Annotated in this window: 15 protein-coding genes; 5 read left to right on the forward strand and 10 right to left on the reverse strand. The window is 70.5% G+C overall.

The genetic code is table 11. From position 1 onward, the window contains the following. Positions 1–243 precede the first annotated feature (243 nt). Complete coding sequence (locus AB0I03_RS13965; protein WP_360411652.1) at positions 244–3,564, forward strand: DUF4132 domain-containing protein; 3,321 nt, start codon at positions 244–246, stop codon at positions 3,562–3,564. A 276-nt stretch (positions 3,565–3,840) separates the two neighbouring features. Here the strand turns inward: AB0I03_RS13965 and AB0I03_RS13970 are convergent, their stop codons facing one another. From AB0I03_RS13970 to AB0I03_RS13980, 3 genes are all read right to left on the reverse strand, one after another. Continuing rightward, positions 3,841–4,467 (reverse strand): glyoxalase superfamily protein, encoded by a 627-nt coding sequence (locus AB0I03_RS13970; RefSeq protein WP_360411655.1) that lies wholly within the window; start codon positions 4,465–4,467, stop codon positions 3,841–3,843. Between the two features lie 163 nt (positions 4,468–4,630). Further along, entirely contained in the window at positions 4,631–6,361 is a 1,731-nt protein-coding gene (locus tag AB0I03_RS13975; protein ID WP_360411657.1) for a CocE/NonD family hydrolase, read from the reverse strand. Then, positions 6,346–7,530 (reverse strand): serine hydrolase domain-containing protein, encoded by a 1,185-nt coding sequence (locus AB0I03_RS13980; RefSeq protein WP_360411660.1) that lies wholly within the window; start codon positions 7,528–7,530, stop codon positions 6,346–6,348. The genes AB0I03_RS13975 and AB0I03_RS13980 overlap by 16 nt, the downstream gene beginning before the upstream one ends. 108 nt (positions 7,531–7,638) lie before the next feature. Here AB0I03_RS13980 and AB0I03_RS13985 point away from each other — a divergent pair, with 108 nt between their 5' ends. Continuing rightward, positions 7,639–8,220 carry a helix-turn-helix domain-containing protein gene (locus AB0I03_RS13985; protein WP_360411663.1) on the forward strand — a complete coding sequence of 194 codons (582 nt, stop codon included), beginning with the start codon at positions 7,639–7,641 and terminating at the stop codon, positions 8,218–8,220. A gap of 44 nt (positions 8,221–8,264) precedes the next feature. Continuing rightward, positions 8,265–9,101 (forward strand): alpha/beta fold hydrolase, encoded by an 837-nt coding sequence (locus tag AB0I03_RS13990; RefSeq protein WP_360411666.1) that lies wholly within the window; start codon positions 8,265–8,267, stop codon positions 9,099–9,101. 5 nt (positions 9,102–9,106) lie between these two features. On the opposite strand, the gene nhaA is transcribed toward AB0I03_RS13990, so the two are convergent. Next, positions 9,107–10,483, reverse strand: coding sequence for a Na+/H+ antiporter NhaA (gene nhaA, locus AB0I03_RS13995; protein ID WP_360411669.1), 1,377 nt, complete (start codon positions 10,481–10,483; stop codon positions 9,107–9,109). A gap of 239 nt (positions 10,484–10,722) precedes the next feature. Here nhaA and AB0I03_RS14000 point away from each other — a divergent pair, with 239 nt between their 5' ends. After that, positions 10,723–11,148 (forward strand): MerR family transcriptional regulator, encoded by a 426-nt coding sequence (locus tag AB0I03_RS14000; RefSeq protein WP_360412206.1) that lies wholly within the window; start codon positions 10,723–10,725, stop codon positions 11,146–11,148. 25 nt (positions 11,149–11,173) lie between these two features. On the opposite strand, the gene AB0I03_RS14005 is transcribed toward AB0I03_RS14000, so the two are convergent. From AB0I03_RS14005 to AB0I03_RS14015, 3 genes are all read right to left on the reverse strand, one after another. Next, positions 11,174–12,670 carry a SulP family inorganic anion transporter gene (locus AB0I03_RS14005; protein ID WP_360411671.1) on the reverse strand — a complete coding sequence of 499 codons (1,497 nt, stop codon included), beginning with the start codon at positions 12,668–12,670 and terminating at the stop codon, positions 11,174–11,176. Between the two features lie 243 nt (positions 12,671–12,913). Next, positions 12,914–13,792 (reverse strand): sigma-70 family RNA polymerase sigma factor, encoded by an 879-nt coding sequence (locus AB0I03_RS14010; protein ID WP_360411674.1) that lies wholly within the window; start codon positions 13,790–13,792, stop codon positions 12,914–12,916. Positions 13,793–13,860: 68 nt separating this feature from the next. Next, positions 13,861–14,316: a carboxymuconolactone decarboxylase family protein gene (locus AB0I03_RS14015; RefSeq protein ID WP_360411677.1), complete on the reverse strand. Its 456-nt coding sequence runs from the start codon at positions 14,314–14,316 to the stop codon at positions 13,861–13,863. Positions 14,317–14,435: 119 nt separating this feature from the next. Here AB0I03_RS14015 and AB0I03_RS14020 point away from each other — a divergent pair, with 119 nt between their 5' ends. Next, entirely contained in the window at positions 14,436–15,608 is a 1,173-nt protein-coding gene (locus tag AB0I03_RS14020) for a phosphotransferase (RefSeq protein ID WP_360411680.1), read from the forward strand. 49 nt (positions 15,609–15,657) lie between these two features. Here the strand turns inward: AB0I03_RS14020 and AB0I03_RS14025 are convergent, their stop codons facing one another. The 3 genes from AB0I03_RS14025 to AB0I03_RS14035 all read right to left on the reverse strand — a co-directional run bounded on the left by AB0I03_RS14025 (position 15,658) and on the right by AB0I03_RS14035 (position 19,367). Continuing rightward, positions 15,658–16,605, reverse strand: coding sequence for a carbohydrate ABC transporter permease (locus AB0I03_RS14025; protein ID WP_360411683.1), 948 nt, complete (start codon positions 16,603–16,605; stop codon positions 15,658–15,660). Beyond that, positions 16,602–17,582, reverse strand: coding sequence for an ABC transporter permease subunit (locus AB0I03_RS14030; protein ID WP_360411686.1), 981 nt, complete (start codon positions 17,580–17,582; stop codon positions 16,602–16,604). Before AB0I03_RS14030 ends, AB0I03_RS14025 begins: the two co-directional genes overlap by 4 nt. A gap of 84 nt (positions 17,583–17,666) precedes the next feature. Then, a complete protein-coding gene (locus AB0I03_RS14035) occupies positions 17,667–19,367 on the reverse strand; it encodes a hypothetical protein (protein WP_360411689.1) in 1,701 nt (566 codons plus the stop codon). Positions 19,368–19,549: the final 182 nt, after the last annotated feature.

A 19,549-nucleotide genomic window follows, 5' to 3' on the forward strand; every position in this document is an offset into this window, starting at 1 on the left:
GGACATCTGCGGGCGGAACTGGGGGTGTCATCAAGTGACACTGCGTTGTTCGAAGAACGGCGTCGTACCGGGGCACTAGTCTCAGGACGCTCGACCCGGTCGCCGCTGCAGCGACACCCCCGAACACGCCGCGCCCCAAGCGGACCGGCGCGAACCTCCGGCGGCCTGGACCGCGAAGAGCGACCGCGCCGAGGAGGCGCAGTCACCCGGCCGCCCGCGACTCCTGAACCCGGAAGGAACGCCATGACGTACGAAGCCTCCCAAGAGGACCGCCTCGACCTCCCCTCCCACTGGGGATCCGACCCCCTTCCGCGCCGCTCCGAGCCCGGCGAGCCGCCCGTTCTCGACCCCGAGGGCCCCAAGGAGGTCGCGCGGATCATCCGCCGCAACGAGGACGACGTCCGCCACGTCCTCGCGCGGCACACCGCCGGCATCCCGACTGCGGAGGCGCTGCGCCACCTCGACGGCGAGCCCGATCCCGTGGGCGCCGGCGTGGTCTCGGCGGTCTTGTCCTCGCGCGAACGCAACGGACAGTATTCGATGCTGCGCCCCGAACTCGACGCCTGGGTGGCCGAGCACGGCCTCCCGTTCGCAGTCACCGCGACGATCACCCGGCTCGGGCTGCGCGCCTGGCGGAGCTACAAGGCGACGCTGCGCGACGCCACCCTGCGGCCGCTCACCCTCAGCGAGCTCGGCTCGGTCCGCGGGGAGGTCGACCGCGGCATCCGCGTCCTGCGCGGCCTGCTCGCGAACGCGTCCGAAGCGGACTACGCGGCCGCCGCGGCCGCCGCCCTCCGGGGCGACCCGGTCGAACGGTTCCTCACCATGCTCCTCTTCCCCGACGAGACCGCCTGGACCGAAGCGGTCTGCGGCGAGTACAAGGGCAACGGCGACCACAGCACCAGCGTGCTGCTGTGGCGCACGATCGACCGCGCCGACCTCCTCGTCACCGCCGGGCTGACGCGCCTCGATCCCTGGCTCATCACCCGCGACACCGTCGGCGCGATCCTGCGCAACCTCGGCGCCGACGCCCTCCCGTTCCTGACCGCGTCGCTGCACCAGCAGATCGCGAGCAGCGAGCGGCACCTCCTCATCGACGCGATCGCCCTCGTGCCCGGCGAGGACGCCGCGGCGTTCCTCGTCAGCCGCCTCGGGGAAGAGCACATGTACCAGGCCGCCGCCGAAGCCGTGAAGCACTTCCCGCGCCGCGTCCTCCGCGCGATCGCCGCCGCGGCCGACCGCACCGCCCCCGAACTGCGGCCCCGTCTCGCCGCGCTCGCCGCCGACATCCCCGCCGAGCACCGCGCGGTCCTCACCGACGCCGACCGGGCCGCAGTCGAGGCGCTCCTCGAGCCTTCGCCGACCCCGATCGCCGACTCTGCGCAGCTGCCGCAGATCCTCACCGCTCCGCCGTGGACCGTGAAGGGCCCCAAGCGGAAACCGAAGAGCATCGAGCTGAGCGCCGACGCGGGCCCGACCATGGCCTGGGCCGAGGGCGAACTCGACCGCTGGATCAAGCCGGACCACGACTACTACAGCCGCACCAGCGACGCCGAGTGGGAGCGAATGCTGGACAAAGACCACCACAACGGCTCGCGCACCCGCTATTCCACCATCGTGACCTACGCGCCCACCTCGCTCGCCCTACGCGCCCTCGAGAAGTGGGACGGCAGCTTCAACGCCTACATCTCCAGTGATCTCAAAGTCATCGCCGCGCGCTTCGGATCGGCTGCCGCACCCCAGCTCGTGGCCGCATTGCGGGCAAACCCGAACAACCACGAAGCCCTCGTGCCCATCCGCAGCCTCGAGGCCGCCCGCCTCGCCGCCGACTGGTACGCCCGCCTCAAGGGCGCCCGCGCCAGCGCCATCGCCTGGTTCGAGCGACACGGCGCCGACGGCGCGGCCCTGCTCGTCCCCGACGCGCTCGGCGCCGACAAGAAGCTCCGCGGCAATGCCGAAGGCGCCCTGTGGAACATCGCGCTCCGCCATGGCGCCGACGCCGTCACCAGCGCCGCCGAACCCTACGGCCCCGAAGCGGTCGAGGCCGTCGCCGAACTCCTCGCGGGGGACCCGCTCGAACCGCGCGGCGTCAAGCTCCCCAAACCCGGGGCCTGGGCCTCGCCGGTGATGCTCCCCGAAGTCCTCACCGCACCGAAGACCCACGCGCTCCCCGCCGAGTCGGTGCACCACCTCATCACCGTCCTGGCACTGTCCTCACCGGAGTACCCGTACGCCGGGCTCGACGCGGCCGCCGAGGCGCTCGACCGGGGTTCGCTCACCCGGTTCAGCCGGGGGCTGTTCCAGCTGTGGCTCTCGATGGGCTCGCCCTCGAAGGACGGCTGGGCGCTCACCCAGCTCTCGCACTTCGCCGACGACGACACCGTCCGCCTCCTGGCCCCGCTGATCCGCGAATGGCCCGGCCAGTCCCAGCACAAGCGGGCCGTCAGCGGCCTGGGCGTGCTCGGCGCGATCGGCTCCGAGGAGGCGCTGCGCGCCATCCAGGGCATCGCCGAGAAGGTGAAGTTCAAGGCGCTCAAGGAGGAGGCGCGCGTCCAGATCGCGGCGATCGCCCAGAGCCTCGGCCTCACCCGCGACCAGCTCGCCGACCGGCTCCTCCCGGACTTCGGCCTCGACGAGGAGGGCGCGCTCGTCCTCGACTACGGGCCGCGCCGGTTCACCGTGGTCTTCGACGAGCAGCTCAAGCCGTTCGTCAAGGACGAGACAGGCAAGCCCCGCAAGAGCCTCCCCAAGCCCGGCGCGAAGGACGACCCCGAGGTCGCCGACGCCGCCTACAAGCGGTTCGCCGCCCTCAAGAAGGAGCTGCGCACCGTCGCTGCCGACCAGGTCCAGCGCCTCGAAGCGGCGATGGTCAACGGCCGCACCTGGACCAAGGACGAGTTCGAGCGCTACTACGTGCGCCACCCGCTCACCTGGCACCTCACGCGGCGCCTCGTCTGGTCCGCCACTGTCGGGGAAGGCCGGCCCGGGGGAGTCGCGACGGCCTTCCGCGTCGCCGAGGACCGCACCTACACCGACGCGGACGACGACACGTTCGACCTCCCCGACGACGCCGTGATCCGTCTCGACCACCCGGTCCGCCTGGGGGACAAGGCCGCCGACTGGGCTGAGCTGTTCGCCGACTACGAGATCCTCCAGCCGTTCGACCAGCTCTCGCGCCCCGTTCTCGCGTTCACCCCCGAAGAGCTGGAGACCGGCCTGCTCGAACGCTTCTGGGGCGCGAAGGTCGAGGTCGGCAAGCTCCTGGGGCTCACCAGCCGCGGCTGGCACCGCTCCGCTCCCGAGGACGGCGGCGTCGAGCCCGGCATCTACTTCCCGCTGCCCGGCGGCGGGTACGTCACCGTGTCGCTCGACCCGGGCATCTGGGTCGGCATGATCGCCGAGAACCCGATCCAGACCCTTGACAGCGTCCGCATCTCGGCCACCGAGGACTACTGGTGGAGCCGTGCCGGCCGCGCCGCGGACGGGAACCACCCGCGGGACATCGACCCGGTCACCGCCTCCGAGGTCCTGGGCGCCCTCACCCGGGTCACGGCGACGGACTGACCATGACGAGCGTTGCGGTGTGCTTGGAGCGTGCCAGAGTGAGCACTGCGGGGGCACAAGGCATCTCGGGTCTCAGTCGCCCAGCTCGACCTCTCCCCAGCGTGTCGCGGGATCCGGTTCCGCATCGTCCAGCTCGACGTCGTGGCCCCACCGCTCGGTCTGCACCAGCGCCGCGACCGCCGCCGACTCCACATCGGAGAGACGGCCGCGCGCCTCCCACCGATGCTCGGCACCGTCTCAACGCTCGATGTTGGCTGCGCGCGGCCGGGGCGAGCCTCAGCCGACGAACGCGATCGCGTTGCCGTCCGGGTCGCGCACGATGAAGTCGGTGCCGCCCCACGCTTGTTTGGTCAGCTTCTGCACGATCTCGGCATTGGCGGCCCGATACTCGGTGTACAGCTCGCGCACGTTCGGTGCATCGATGAAAGCCATGATGAGCCCTTCTCGTTCCGCGGCACCGGCCGCGAACACCGGTTCGTCGACGAGTTTCAGGTGCAGGGTCGCGCCCTCGCGCGACACCGACCCGTAGAACGGCGGCTCGCCGTGCACGAAGTCGATCTGGAAGCCGAGCCGGTCTCGGTAGAACTCGGCCGAGGCATCGACGTCGGCGACGTACAGCACTGGTTTGGCGCTCGCGACTGCCGTGTGCTGGGTTTTCGGCTGGCTGGTGGGCGGGGCCGCTTCCGTGCTCGCCTTCAGCTCGGCCCAGCTCGCAAAGCCCGCTTCGAGGGCGATGATCTCTTGGGCCTCGGTGAGCGGAAACTTCAGTGCGAGCGCTTCGCGGTCGGACAACTCGCTGTAGCGCGCGAGCTGCCGGATGCGGCCGCCGATCGAGAAGTTCCCGTCGCGGTGCCAGCGAACCAGCAGTTTCGCCTGCTTCTTGTACGTTTCGAGCTTAGGCATGGCGCTCCCTCTTCGGTGTTGAAGTAGGTGGGCCTTGCCCTTTCGGCTGCTTGTGCCGTTGCGCCCTACGACCGGGTCTGCACCCGCGCCTGCGACGTTCAGATTATCACGGGGAATCGGCCCCCGAACGGTGTGCAGGGGCCGATGACGTGGGCAAACTTGCCTATTCCCGGTCCACGTCGCAGGTCACCGATGACGGACTCACGCGGTTGTGGAAGATGCGGTGCCGGGCGGCCAGGACTTCGGTGTCGGTCCCGATCGGCGCGCCGGTTCCTGCGTTCCTGTCGAACTGCGGGAAATCGCTGCCGGCGATCTCCAGCCGGATCCGGTGCCCGGCGTGGAAACGCCAGGCCGTATCGCCCAGGTCCACTCGGTACTCGTAGGTGACGTCCGGTTCTACCGGCTCGGCCGCGTCGATGCCCTCGCGGTAGCGGGCCCGCAGCAGGCCCTCGGCCACCGGCAGTGCGGTCCCGTCCGGTGCGACGTCGACGAGCTTGACCGCGAAGTCGGCGTCGCGGGCCGAGGTCGCGGCGAACAGGCGGACCGTGACCGCGCCGACGACGTCCAGCGCGCGATCGAGCCGTTCGCCGGTGTAGCAGAGGACGTCGCTCCGCGCTTCGACGCCGCGCCGGTCGAGCGGCCCGCCGACGAGCCGGCCCATGCTCGCGACACGGCCGCCGTGTGAAGGCACGGGATCCTCCGGGTCGTGGCACAGGACGTCCTGCACCGCTTCGGAAACGCCGGGCTCACGGACGAGTCTGCCGTTCCCCGAAGCGGTCCGGGCGTCGCCGCGGCTGGCCAGGTACCAGGTCTCGCTGCGGGAGGTGCGCGGCGGCCAGGAGTCGGCGGTGCGCCACTCGTCGGCGCCCATCAGGAAGTACTGGACGGCCGGCACGGGATCGGCGCGCCGCCCCTTGAGGTGCTCGTCGAAGAAGGCCAGGTGCCGGCCGGGCACGTCGGCGAAACCGGCGTACCCGGCCGGCCCGAAATTGCGCTGGCCCTGCACGCCCGGCAGGTGACCGTCGTGCGACCACGGTCCGATGATCAGCCGGTGCCCCGCGTCCGGTTGCGCGCGCGCCATCGCCTGGAAGGCGGCGATCGTGGCGGAGCAGTAGATGTCGTACCAGCCGCCGAGCGAGAGCGTCGGGACGGCGACGCGTTCGTATTCGTACCGGGGCGGTAGGCCCGCCGTTCCGGCCAGGACCGCGCGGAGGTCGACGGGGAGGCCGGGGATGTCGAACTGCGGCATGGCGTCGAGCGGCAGGCGGAGCACGGCCGGGGTCGGGTCCTCGAGCAGCGCGAGCATGGCGGCGTCGACTGCGGGATCGACTGCGTGCCCCGCCTGCCGCCGGTACCGCGCCCATTCGAGCGTCGTCAGCGCCAGCCAGTAGACGAGCTGGTTGAGCCGCACCGCGCCGCCCGAGGCGGCGCGTTCGAGCTCGCCGCTGCTGTGCATGCCGGGGGCGACGGCCCGCAGGTGCGGCGGCCGGGCGGCGGCGCCGAGCCATTGCACGATGCCCAGGTAGGAGGCGCCGGCCATGGCGACATTGCCGTCGCACCAGGGCTGGGCGGCGACCCATTCGACGCTGTCGAAGGTGTCGAGCGCCTCCTGGTCCCATTGGAAGGGCGCCCAGTCGCCGCCGGAGTCCCCGGTGCCCCGGGCGTCTTGCACGATGCACGCGTAGCCGCGGCGCACGCAGTGCTCGGGGCGCAGCGCGTCCGCGTTGAACAGTGAACGGCCGTAAGGGGTGCGGATGAGGACGGCCGGGTGCGGCCCGGGGCCGGCGGGGCGCCAGAGGTCGGCGCGGAGACCGGCGCCGTCCCTCATGGACATGGTGACGCCGTAGTCGATGGTCGCGGTCATCGTGGTCGCCCCGTTCATGCCCGCAGGCATCGGTAGACGGTGTCGACGAGTTCGTTGACGCGGAGGTCGTTGCCTTCCAGCAGTTCGGATCCGCGGTTCGGGGTGTACCCGAACGCGAGGCCGCCGGCGGGGTCGGCGAACGCGAAGGACCCGGTCGCGCCGCCGTGGCCGAAGCTTCCTGCCGGGACGCCGCCGGGGACGAACGGCCCGCCGGGGACCATGAATCCCAGGCCCCAGTCGGTGCGGATGTTCAGCACCTGGTCGCGGCCGGTGCTGTAGACCGTTCCGGACTGCCGGGCGAGCTCGGGGCCGAACAGGCGGATGCCGTCGACGTCGCCGATGGTGGCGGCGAACAGCTTCGCGAGGCCGGCCGCGTTCGCCGTGCCGTCGGTGGAGGGCGCTTCGACCAGCGAGAACTTGGGGTCGCTCGCCGACTCCCATCCGATCTGGAAGCTGCCGTACATGGCCCGGTACGTGAGCGAGGCCGGGTCCGCGAGCCCTTCGTACAGCCCTTGGAGTTCGGCGACCTGGCTGCCCAGCATCACCTCCTCGGTCGCGGCCGGCACGACGAGCGACGCCAGGCGCGGCATCTCGCTCTCGGGCAGGCCGATGTAGCAGTCCAGGCCCAGGGGCTCGGCGATCGCGTCGGCGAAGTACCGGCCGACGGTGGCGCCGGTGACCGCTTTGACGACCGCGCTGAGCAGGTGCCCGAAGGTGACACCGTGGTACCCGTGCGCCTCGCCGGGCGTCCATTGCGGATGCGCGGCGGCGATCGCGTCGAACACCGGGTTGCCTGCGGCCAGCGCCTCGTAGGTGACCGGCGCGTGTTCGAGCGAGACGACGCCGGAGCGGTGGGTGAGCACCATGCGGAGGGTGATGTCCTGCTTGCCTTCGGCGGCGAACGCGGGCCAGTAGTCGGCGATCGGCCGGTCCAGTTCCAGGCTGCCGCGGTCGACCAGGTGCAGGACGCTGATCGCGGCCATGGCCTTGGTGGTCGAGGCGATGCCGGTGACGGTGTCGCGGCGCCAGGGCCGGCCCGATTCGGGATCGGCCAGGCCGCCCCACAGGTCGACGACCGGTCGGCCGTGGTGGAGCACGGCGACCGCTGCTCCGACCTCTCTGCGTTCGGCGAAGTTGCGTGCGAAGCATTCGCGTACCGGCTCGAAGCCCGTCGCGGTCGTGCCCTCGATCGTTGTCATGTGCGGGCCCTCTCTCGTAGCCTACCGTCCGGTCGGTAGATTAACCTACCGCCCGGTCGGTAGTCAATGGGGTAGCATGATCGGCACAGCGACGATGAAGGAGCGGCATTGGCGGGCAGGCAGGACACCGCGGTCACGCGGGACCGGATCTTGGAGACCGCCCGCGAGCTGTTCGGCACGAACACGTACCGGGCCTCCTCGATGCGCGAGATCGCGGCCAGGCTCGGCATCGCCAAACCCTCGCTCTACCACCACTTCAGCAGCAAAGCGGAGATCCTCGAGCAGCTGGTGCGCGCACCGATCGACGCGCTCGGCGCGGCCGTGGACGCCGCGGCCGAGGAGCCCGACGCCGACGAGGCGCGGCGCCGCCTCCTGCGCGACTGCATCGCGGTGATGATCACGCACCAGGACGTCATGCGGCTGCTCCTGCGGGACGCGTCGATCTACAGCGACGACTCGATGCAGCTCGTCGGCACGGTCGTGGGCACCGTCGACCGCGCGGTGGCGATCCTCGCCGGACCGGACGCCGACTGGCGCCGGCGGCTCCGCGCCGCGCAGGCGTTCGCCGCCGCAACGGATCCGGTCGGACAGTTCCCGGACGCCCCGGCCGAAGCGCTCCGCGAGGCCCTCTACGAAGGCGCCGCCGAACTCCTCGGCCTCGACGCGGACGCAGCGCACCGCCCCGAGTGACGCGAACGCCTGACATGAGCCGCGATCGCAAGTAGGGTGCTCGGATGCCGACCCATCATCTCTCCCGAACGCTCACCTGGCAGGGACGGACGATCGCGTGGGACCGCTTCGGGTCCGGGCCCGCGCTGGTGCTCCTCCACGGCACGCCCTGGTCCTCCTACCTGTGGCGGCCCTTCGCCGACGCGTTCGCCGAGCGCTTCACCGTCCACCTCTGGGACATGCCCGGCTACGGACAGTCCTCTAAGGACTCCTCACATGCCGTCGACCTCGGCTTCCAGTCCGAAGTGTTCGCGCACCTGCTCCAGGAGTGGGGCCTCGAACGGCCGCACGTGATCGCCCACGACTACGGCGGCACCGTCGCCCTGCGGGCCCGACTGCTCCACGGCGCCCGGTACGCCTCGCTGTGCCTGATCGACGTCGTCGCGCTGCGGCCCTGGGGCTCGCCGTTCTACCGCCTCGTGCGCGAGCACGCCGACGTCCTCACGCAGCTGCCGCCGGCCGTCCACCGCGGCGCCGTCGAGGCCTACATCCGCAGCGCCTCCCACCGCGGACTGAGCAAGGCCGACCTCGAGGCGCTGGTCGAGCCGTGGACCGGCGAGGCGGGCCTGCCGGCGTTCTACCGGCAGATCGAGGCGGCCGACGAGCGGTTCACCGACGAGGTCGAGGACCGCTACGGCGACATCGACGAACCGACCCGCATCGTGTGGGGCGCCGACGACGCGTGGATCCCGGTGGACCACGCGCACCGGCTCCAAGCGGCCATGCCGGGCGCTTCGCTCGCCCTCATCGAGGACGCCGGGCACCTCGTGCAGCTCGACGCGCCGGTCCGCCTCGCGGCCGAACTGACGCGCTGGACCGAGTCCGTGAGGTCGACGCCGTAGGCGACTTAGGAGCTCGGATCCGCCGGCTCGTCGGAGCGGTGCTTCGGCGCGGTGAGGGCGACGAGGCCCGCGCCCAGGAGCGCGGCGATGAGGGACCCGGCGAGCACGCCGATCTTCGCCTCGTCGGTCAGCAGTTCGGTGCCTTCGCCGCGGAAGGCGAGCTCGGTGATGAACAGCGCCACCGTGAACCCGATCCCGGCGACCGCGGCGATGCCGATCAGCAGCGGCCAGCTCGTCCCGGTCGGCAGGCGGCCCGCGCCGATCCGCACCGCGATCCAGGTCGCGAGCGTGATGCCCACGGTCTTGCCCAGCACCAGACCCAGGACGATGCCGAGCGTGACCGCCGAGGTCGCGGCCGTGGCCAGCAGGTCGCCGGAGAGCACCACGCCGGCGTTGGCGAGGGCGAACAGCGGGAGCACGACGAACGAGGAGAACGGGTGGTTGGCCGCCTGCAACCGGTCGGTCGGGGCGAGCGCGTCGCGACGCAACCGCACCACCTGTTCGGTCTCCTCGGCCGTGAGCCCTTCCTTCGCCAGTTCCTGGGCCCTGGCGTGCGCCGCGGCCGGGTCGAACAGCGGCTTGGCGGCGATGATGAGGCCCATGATGACGCCCGCGATGGTGGCGTGGACGCCGGATTCGAGCATGGCCAGCCACAGCGCGATGCCGACGATGAGGTAGACCGGCGCGGACCAGACGTTCAGCAGGCGCAGCCCGATCGCGATCACCAGGATGACCCCGGCCGCGGTGAGCCAGCCCAGGGACACCTTCTCGGTGTAGAACACCGCGATCACCGCGATCGCGCCCAGGTCGTCGACGATCGCGAGGGTCAGCAGGAACACCCTTGCCGCCGAAGGGATCCGGGAGCCGAAGAGGGCCAGGACGCCGACGGCGAACGCGATGTCGGTGGCCATCGGCACACCCCAGCCGCCCGCGCCCGGGCCACCGGCGTTGAAGGCCGCGTAGACCAGTGCGGGTACGGCCATGCCGCCGATCGCGCCGGCGATCGGGGCGACCGCGTTGCGGACGCTGCGCAGCTCGCCGGAGACGATCTCGCTCTTGATCTCCATGCCCACGACGAAGAAGAAGATCGCCATGAGGCCGTCGTTGATCCACTCGCGCAGCGTGTGGTGCAGCTCGAAGCCTCCGATGTGGAGGCTGATGTCCATGCCCCACAGCCACTCGTAGGACCCCGCCCACGGCGAGTTCGCCCAGACCATCGCGATCACCGCGCACGCCAGCAGCACGATGCCCGACGCGGGCTCGATGTGGAGGAAGGCGGCGGCCGGGCGTCCGACGAAGCGGGCGAGCGGCTTGCTGGAGTACAGGAACGCCGGGCGCGAGCGCCACAGCGGCGAGGTCCAGGGCTCTTTCACAGACGGCATGGGCAGTGACTCCGATCAGCGGGGACGACGAACGCTCGCCGACCAGACTTCCCGGCACACCAAGCCACACCCTACCCCACGCCACCACCCGCCCCACCCCCTCGACCGCCGACACAGGGCTGCGCTACGCCGGGCATTCGACGCTCCGGCGTTCGAAGCCCGCGGCCCCAACCGAAGGCGGTCGCGCGCTGATTCGGGCCGGTAGGGTTGCGTTCCTGGACACAGAGGGCGGGGTGGCGATGGACGAGGGCGAGTTCATGCAGATCGGCGAGGTGGCCGACCGGACCTCCTTGAGCCTGCGGACGATCCGCTACTACGAGGAGGTCGGCCTGGTGGTGCCCTCAGGGCGCAGCCAGGGCCGGTTCCGCCTCTACTCAGAGGCCGATGTGCGCCGCCTGTGGCTGATCCGCAAGCTCAAGCCGCTCGACCTCTCGCTCGACCAGATCCGCGACCTGCTGGCCGCCCTCGACCGGTCCAGCGCCGGGGATGTCGGCCCCGACGAGGCCGCCGCGCTGCGCTCGTCCCTGGCCGCGTTCCACGCCATCGCCCGCGCCCGGTGTGCTCTGATGCGGGAGCAGCTGGTCGGCGCGGAGGAGTTCGCCGCCGACGTGGCCGACAGGATCGCCGCACTCGCACCCGCCGACGAGACCGCGTCGAAGCGCTGATCAGCGGAACGCGCGCACTCGCGGGTCAGTGGCCGCCGGAGAGCGTGCCGGTGAGTTCGCCGTGGAGTTCGGCGCTGCGGTGGTCGAGCCCGACGATCTCGACGGTCTTGCCCCGCGCGTGGTACTTCGCTTCGATCGCGTCCAGTGCCGAGACCGTGGAGGCGTCCCACACGCGCGCGTCGGAGAGGTCGATGACGACCTTGCCGGGGTCGCCGTCGTAGTCGAAGCAGTGGACCAGGTCGTTCGACGAGGCGAAGAACAGCTGGCCGGTGACCGCGTAGATCACGGAGCCGCCCTCGGGGTCGGTGACGCTGGTGACCTCCACGACGTGGGCCACGCGGCGGGCGAAGGCGACCATCGCGACGATGACCCCCGCGCCGACGCCGATGGCGAGGTTGTGTGTCGCCACGGTGGCGGCGACGGTGGTGATCATGACGATGGTCTCGGAGACCGGCATCTTCTTCAAGGTCCTGGGGCGGACGGAGTGCCAGTCGAAGGTCACCGCGGACACGAAGACCATGACGGCGACCAGGGCGGCCATGGGGATCTGCGCGACCACGCCGCCGAGGACGACGATGAGGATGAGCAGGAAGAACCCGGCCGAGAACGTCGAGAGGCGCGAACGCGCACCCGACTTGACGTTGATCATGGTCTGGCCGATCATCGCGCACCCGGCCATGCCGCCGAAGAATCCGACCAGCACGTTCCCGATGCCCTGGCCCGCGGCTTCGCGGGTCTTGTTGGAGCGGGTGTCGGTGGCGTCGTCCACGACCTTCGCGGTCATCAACGACTCCAGCAGCCCGACCGCGGCGAGGCCGATCGCGTACGGCGCGATCACGCTCAGGGTGTCGAGGTCGAACGGGACGTCGGGGAGGGCGAGGAACGGCAGGCCCGAAGGCAGTTCGCCCATGTCGCCCACGTTCGGCACCGCGATCCCGAAAGCGACCGTGGCCGCAGTGAGCGCGACGATCGCCACCAGCGGCGAAGGGACGGCCTTGAAGACCAGGGGCAGGCCCCAGATGACGGCCAGCCCGGCGCCGATGAGGGCCCACACGACCCAGCTCGCGCCCCAGAAGTGCGGGATCTGCGCCATGAAGATCAAGATCGCGAGGGCGTTGATGAACCCGGTGAGGACGCTGCGGGGGATGAACCGCATCAGCTTCGCGACCCCGGTGAACGCCAGCACCACCTGGATCAGGCCCGCGAGGACGGTCGCGGCGATCAGGTAGTCGACGCCGTGCGAGGCGACCAAGGGGGCGGCCACGAGGGCCATTGCGCCGGTCGCGGCGGAGATCATGGCGGGCCGCCCGCCGAGGAACGCGATCGAGCAGGCCATCACGAAGGAGGCGAACAGGCCGACCCGGGGGTCGACGCCGGCGATGATCGAGAACGCGATCGCCTCGGGGATCAGCGCGAGCGCGACCAGCAGACCGGCGAGCAGTTCGGTGCGCAGGAACGGCGCGAGCGGTCTGGGCAGCGTGAAACGGGCACGGCGGAGCGCGGGCAATGCGGCAGAGGACATACAGCACCGTTCAGGAGAGGCGTCGGACTCGCACCGAGACGGCATTGGGACGGTGCCGGAAGACGGTACCGATACTACTGCGCCACCGGAGGGTGTCCACGCTCATCGAGTCTGGTGGTGTGGCGTTTAACAATGACGTCGCGGAAGAGTTGGGTGCGGCGGGCAGCCGTACTGGTCGAGCGCGGGCTCCGCGACTGCGCCCCGCCTTCGAGGCGGCGCGACCGGCGGTTCGTCGTTGCCGAGCTATTCGGCGTGCATGACGCGCAGCTCCAGCGCGTCCAGCCGCGCGGGATCGCCGACCGCTTCGATCGCGGCGATCTTGTCGCCCTTGAACGACACCGTCAGGACCAGCCGCAGTCTGCCGCGCGGCGCCAGGACCACACCGGGCTCGCCGTCCAAGAGCGCCGCCCGCGTCCAGTGGCCTCCACCGCAGAACTGCTCCGCGATGGTCCGGCCGCCGTGCACCTCGGTTCCGGCCCCGAGGCGGCGCGCCGCCTCGTCCGGCCGGTAGGTCGCGTCGGGGTCCAGCATCGACAGCAGCGTCGCGAACTCGCCGTGCCTCGACGCCCGCAGGAACGCGTCGACCGCGCGGAAGCGGCGGACCCGGTCCCCGCCGCGCACCTCGCCCCGGTCCCGGACCCGGCGCCGGGCCCGGCTCGCGATCCGCTGCGTCGTCTCCGGGCTGCGGCCCACGATCGGGGCGATGTCCGCGAACGGCACTGCGAACAGGTCGTGCAGCACGAACGCCAGCCGCTCGGCCGGTGACAGCGCCTCCATGACGACCAGGAGCGCCAACCCGACCGAGTCGGCCATGACCAGCTCGGCCTCGGGGTCGGTGCGCCGGCGCAGGCGCACCACGGGCTCGGCGGGCCGCTCCTCGAGCGGGTCCTCACGCCGCGACTTGCGCGAGCGCAGCAGGTCCAGGCACACCCGGCTGACCACGGTGGTCAACCAGCCCGCGAGGTTCGCGACCCCGCTGACGTCGGCGCGGGCGGCCTTGATCCACGTCTCCTGGACCGCGTCCTCGGCCTCGCTCAGCGAACCGAGCATCCGGTAGGCCACCGCGAGCAGGTGAGCCCGGTGCTCCTCGAAGCGCTCGGCCGGCAGATTTGCTGCGTCCATCGGTCTTGTTTCCCTGCCTCCGTAGGAAAAGGGGGCCGGTGGCGCGGTGGGCGCCACCGGCTTGCCGGCTACTTGTCGATGATCGCGGGTTGCTTCGTCACGACGTTGAGGCGGTTGAAGAGGTTCGTGACGCCGATCATCAGGAGGATCGCGGCGAGCGCCTTCTCATCGTAGTGCTCGGCGGCTTCGCGCCAGGTCTCGTCGGTGACCGCGTCCGGCCGGTCGGCGATCCTCGTCGCGGCTTCGCCCAGCGCGAGCGCGGCGCGCTCGGCCTCGGTGAACAGCGGCGATTCGCGCCAGACGGCGACGGCGTGGAGCCGCTCGTCCGTCTCGCCACGCTGCGTCGCCTGGTGGACCCCGAAGACGACGCAGCCGGCGCAGCCGTTGATCTGGCTGACGCGCAGGTGCACCAGTTCGAGGGTGCTCTCCGGCACGCCGCTCGAGGTGATCGCCTTGTGGAGCATGACGATGGCCTGGTGGGCCTCGGGGATGAGAAAGGCGGGGTTGGTCATCCGGGCTTCCATGGTTGACTTCCTTCGGGTTCGTCGGTGCGGCTTCCACCTCTTTGACGGGCGTCGCGGAGCGAACCAGACGTGCATTCGAGATTGCTTTCGCCACCGCGAGGACAGCGAGGTCACACGGGATGTCAGCCGATCCGATCGACGAGATGGCGCGGGGCCGGTTCGCGAACGTGCGCTGCGAGGGCGGCACCGTGGTGCGGCATCCCGCGGTCGACAACGCGGGTTCGCTTGCGCTGCTGCGGCATTTCGAGGCCGAGGGCTGCGCGCTGACGCCCCGGGTGCTCGAGGCGTCCGAGCAGCGCGAGCGGCTCTCCTATATTCCGGGCGTGACCGGCTATCCGCCGCTGACGGCGGACCTGCGGTCAGAGGACGCGCTCGTCTCGGTGGCGCGGGCCGCGCGCACGATCCATGACCTCTCGGCGTCCTTCGCCGGTCGCGGGGACTACGAGTGGCATCCGCTCGAGACCTGCCGACCGGTCCGGGACCTCGACGTCATCGGGCACGGCGACCTGGCCCCGTGGAACATCGTGTTCGAGGGCGCTGAGGTGGTCGGCATCATCGACTGGGACGCGGCCGGGCCGATGACCCGGTCCTGGGACATGGCCTACCTCGCGCACCAGTTCGTGCCGTTCCACCTGGGCGACGACCTCTCGAGCTGGGGATGGGACCGCCCGCCGGACCGGCGTGCCCGGCTCGCCCTGCTGTGCGAGGCCTACGGAGGGCTCGACCCGGAGGACGTGGTGGACGACGCGATCCTGCGCCTGCACTCGACCGGCATGTTCCTGCGGCAGCGCATCACCGCCGGCGACCCGCGGTTCGAGGCGCAGCGCCGGGAGCGCCACGATCGGGGATTCATGGCGGCCGCGGCGCACCTGGCGGCGTACCGAGACTCCCTGCTGGAGCCCGAATTACGGTCCATGCCGAGGCCGAGTGCCTCAATCGGACGGTCGGGCCACGGTGATGAGGACGACCGCGTCCTCGAGCACTTCGAGGTCGTAGTCGCCCACGTCGGGGACGGGGAGGAGTTCGAAGGGGCCGCCCGTGGTGGACTCGCCGTTCGCGGAGAGGCGGACGCGGCCGCGGATGACGAGGAAGGTGGTCTCGGCCGGGTTGGGGTTGTCGTCCAGGACCGCGCCGCGGTTGAGGGCGATGAGGGTCTGGCCGAGGATCCGTCCGCTGCCTCCGTGCACCGTCCGGCCCGCCCTGCCGGAGGGCGATGCATCGGCGGCCCGTACCAGTTCCTCGACGACTGTTCCTTCTGCGCTTATCTGCATAGCCCGATGCTAAAGCGCTAGCACAGTTCACGTTGCCGTACGGGCAAATCGGCCGAACCCCGGCATCGCGTCAGCCTTTGATGGCGCCGGTGATGACGGCCTTCGTGAAGTGCTTCTGGATGAACGGGTACATGATCACGATCGGGATGATGGTGCAGACGACGGCGGCCATCTTGAGCGAGGCGGCCGGGGCGTTCTCCATTCCCGAGGAGATCGCGGCCGCGGCGGCGGCGTCCTGGCCGGCGGGTCCGGTGGAGGCGATGAGCCACTGCTGGATGAGCACCTGGATGGGTTTGGTCTCCAGGCCGGGCGTGTAGAGCACGGAGATGAAGTACGTGTTCCAGTAGCCGACGGCGTAGAACAGGCCGATGACCGCGAGGATCGCCTTCGACATCGGCAGCACCACTTTGAACAGGGTCCGGAACTCGCCGGCGCCGTCGATCTTCGCGGCGTCGATCAACTCGCCGGGGACGCTCGTCATGAAGAAGGTGCGCAGCACGATGAGGTTCCACGCGGAGAAGCACACCGGGAGGATGAGCGCCCACATGTTGTTCAGCAGCCCGAGGTCCTGCACGACCAGGTACGACGGGTACATGCCGGGGGCGAACAGGAGGGTGATGAGGATGGCGGTGAGGAACTTGCGGTGCCACACCGAGCCGGGCCGCGACAGCCCGTAGGCCGCGCCGACGGTGAGGACCAGGCTGATGGCGGTGCCCACGGCCGTGAGCATGAGCGTGAACAGCAGCGACTTGGTGACCGCGCCGCCGGAGAGGATCTCGCGGTAGGCCTGGAAGCTCACGTCGGTGGGCAGGAAGATCATGTCGCCGCCGCTTCTGGCGAGCGCTTCGTCGGTGGCGAGGCTCGTGGCGAGCACCGCCCACAGGGGAATGATGATCGCGGCGGCGTAGACGAGCAGGAACAGCGCCTTCGCGGACTTGCCGACGAACGACGGCTCCTCGTCCCAGACGGGGCGCTGGTCGCGGCGGCGGCGAGGGCGGGTTGCGGTGAGGGTGCTCATGACTTCTGGTAGATCCCTTGCTCTCCGAGGCGGTGGGCGATGTGGTTGGCGGCGAGGATGAGCAGCAGCCCGATGACGCCCTTGAACAGGCCTGCGGCGGTGCCGAGGGATTCGCCGTTGGAGGACAGGATGGTCCGGTAGTAGACGAACGTGTCGAGCACTTCGGCAGCGCCCCAGCCGACCGCGGCCCGCTGCAGCTGGTACTGCTCGAAGCCGACCGAGAGGATGCCGCCGAGCTGGAGGATGAGCAGCAGGACGATGACGGGGCGGATGCTGGGCAGGGTGATGTGCCACAGGCGCCTCCAGCGGTTGGCGCCGTCGACCGCCGCCGCCTCGTAGAGCGCGGGGTTGATCGAGGCGAGGGCCGCGAGGAAGATGATCATGCCCCAGCCGGCGTCCTTCCAGGTCCACTGCAGCCACGCCAGGAACATGAAGCTGTCGGGGTCGCGCATGATGTCGAGCCGTTCGCCGCCCATGCCGACCAGCCAGCGGCTGAACAGGCCGTCCTGGCCCAGCACCTGGGTGAAGACCGAGACGACCAGCACCCAGGAGAAGAAGTAGGGCAGGTACACGATCGACTGGAACGTGCTGCGCAGCTTCGTGGAGATCACCGAGTGCATGACCAGCGCGAGCACGATCGAGAACGGGAACACGAACGCCAGCTGCGCGAACGCGAACTTGAGGGTGTTGAGGAGCGCGTCGACGAAGTACGGGTCCTGGAAGAGGATCTGGAAGTGGGTGAACCCCACGATCGGGTTCTCCCACAGCGACCGGTACGGGCTGTAGTCCATGAACGCGATGACGCTGTACGCCGAGGGGGCGTAGAAGAAGATCGCCAGCTGCGCCAGCGCGGGCACGGTGAGCACGACCAGCGGCCAGTCCAGCCGCAGGCGGTGGCGCAGGGGCTTGCGCCTGGGCTTGGTCGCGGGGGGCTTCGGGGCCGCGGCGGGCGCCGCCGGCTCTGCTGTCACTGCCATGTCGCTCTCGTCATCTCCGCAGGGGTCGCTCGTCGGTCACGTCCATAGTGGTGCGCGGGCGGGGCCGGTCCCGCCCGCGCGGCGTCACTCGTCGTGCAGCTGCTTGTAGGCCTGCTCGTAGAACTCGCGGGCCTCGTCGCCGCCTTCGGACTTCCAGGTCGCGACGGCCGCGTCCAGTTCGCTGAGTTCGGCGCGGCCGTAGATGATGTCGTTGACCTTCTCGTCCATGACCGCTCCGGCGTTCGTGCCGGCTTCGGGGCTGGTCAGGCGCAGTCCCGCGAACGGGTTCGTGTCGAGGTACGGCAGGATCGCCTCGTCGAACGCGAACCGGGCCTCGATGATGTCGGCGGGGCCTTCGAGCAGGTACTCGGTGGTGCCGCTCATCGCGGTGTAGGACAGGGAGTCCTGGAAGCCGCGGACGCCGGCCTCGGTGAGCGCGGGCCTGCCGTCCGCGTCGTACTCGAACTGCCGGCCCTCGAAACCGAACTGGACCGTCTCGTACTCCTTCGTGCCGTACGGGGCCGCCACGTAGTTCGAGACGTCGAGCAGTTCGGCGATCGCGTCCTGCCCGAGGTCCTTGCGGAAGAACAGCCAGCCGCCGACGCCCCACGCGGAGTGGTACATCGGCTCGCGGCCCTGGAAGGTGAGCGCGCCGACCGGCCCGAGTTCGAACGCGGGGTTCTCGCCGGTGGCCCGCACTTCGGTCGTCATCTGCCACCAGCGGCTCCAGCCGTCCTGGTCGAACAGGATCTCGCCGGTCCGCTGGAGGGTCTTGCCGTCGAAGTCGGCGCTGCCGACGCTGGGGTGGCGCAGTCCCTCGTCGGTCAGGGTGCGCTGGAACTGGACCCACTCCTTGAACTCGGAGCGCTCGTAGTTGTGGACCAGGCCCGAGCCGTCCCACAGCCAGCCGGTGGACTCGAGCCGGAACCAGGCCCTGGACATGTAGTCGGTCGCGCCGATCGCCCACCGGCCGGCCTTGTCGTCGGTCCAGTCGCGCGCGAGCTCGAGCAGTTCCTCGACCGTGGTCGGCACCTCGTACCCGGCTTCGGCCATGAGGTCGGCGCGGTGGAAGAACGCGTTGCCGGGTCCGCCGCCCAGGCCCCACGGGACGCCGTAGATCCCGGCGGTCTCCTGCGGCTTCTCAGGGTCGGAGGACCAGACCGAGTCGGCCCAGGCGGCGTCGCCGCGACCGGCCAGCAGCGGCCAGCGCTCGGCGATGTCCCCGGATACGATGTCGGTGATGTCGGCGAACCGGTTGACGACGGTCTCGTTGAAGTTGGCGTGGGAGTTGGTCATCCACCCGAACATGAAGATCGCGTCGCCGAACTCCTCGGCCTGGATCCACTGGGTCGACGCCTCGGCGAACGCCTCGCCGTCGCTCTGGACGAACTCGATCTTCGTGCCGCCCGTCGCCTCCTGCATCGCGAGGAGGTAAGGGTCGTCCTTCGAGAGGGTCGGCCCCCAGTTGGGGACGTACACCTGGTACGACCCGGAGTTGCTCGGCGGGTTCGCGATCGCCTTCGCGGGCGGGTTCGGGTAGGCGAGGTAGCCGCTGGGGTGGTTGGGCGGCTCGCCGATGAGGTCGGGTTCGATCGGGAGCGGCCACTCCTGGTAGGAGGGCAGGATGTCGAGTGTCTGGTCGACCTCCTGCACGTTGCCCTCGCCGCCGCTGACCTCGCCGCAGGCGGACAGCAGGGGGATGCCGGCGGCGCCGGCGGTGCCGATGCCGGCCGCTTTGAGCAGTGAGCGGCGCCGGAACGGCGATTCGTCAGAGGGAGCAGGCATGTCGTCGTCCTCGTCCTTCAGCGGGGGATGCGGATTTGCCCGGGCCGGCCACGCCGAGATCGAAGTATTTCCATGGCCTGCCTGGTGCGCAGTACGGTACACAGCCCGCAATACTTTGTCAACAGATGAAATCAAGTCGGCGTGCTACTCGGGCGGTTATCACCGCAATCGCTGACATATTG

The organism is Glycomyces sp. NPDC021274 (assembly GCF_040641195.1).
Lineage (GTDB): Bacteria > Actinomycetota > Actinomycetes > Mycobacteriales > Micromonosporaceae > Glycomyces.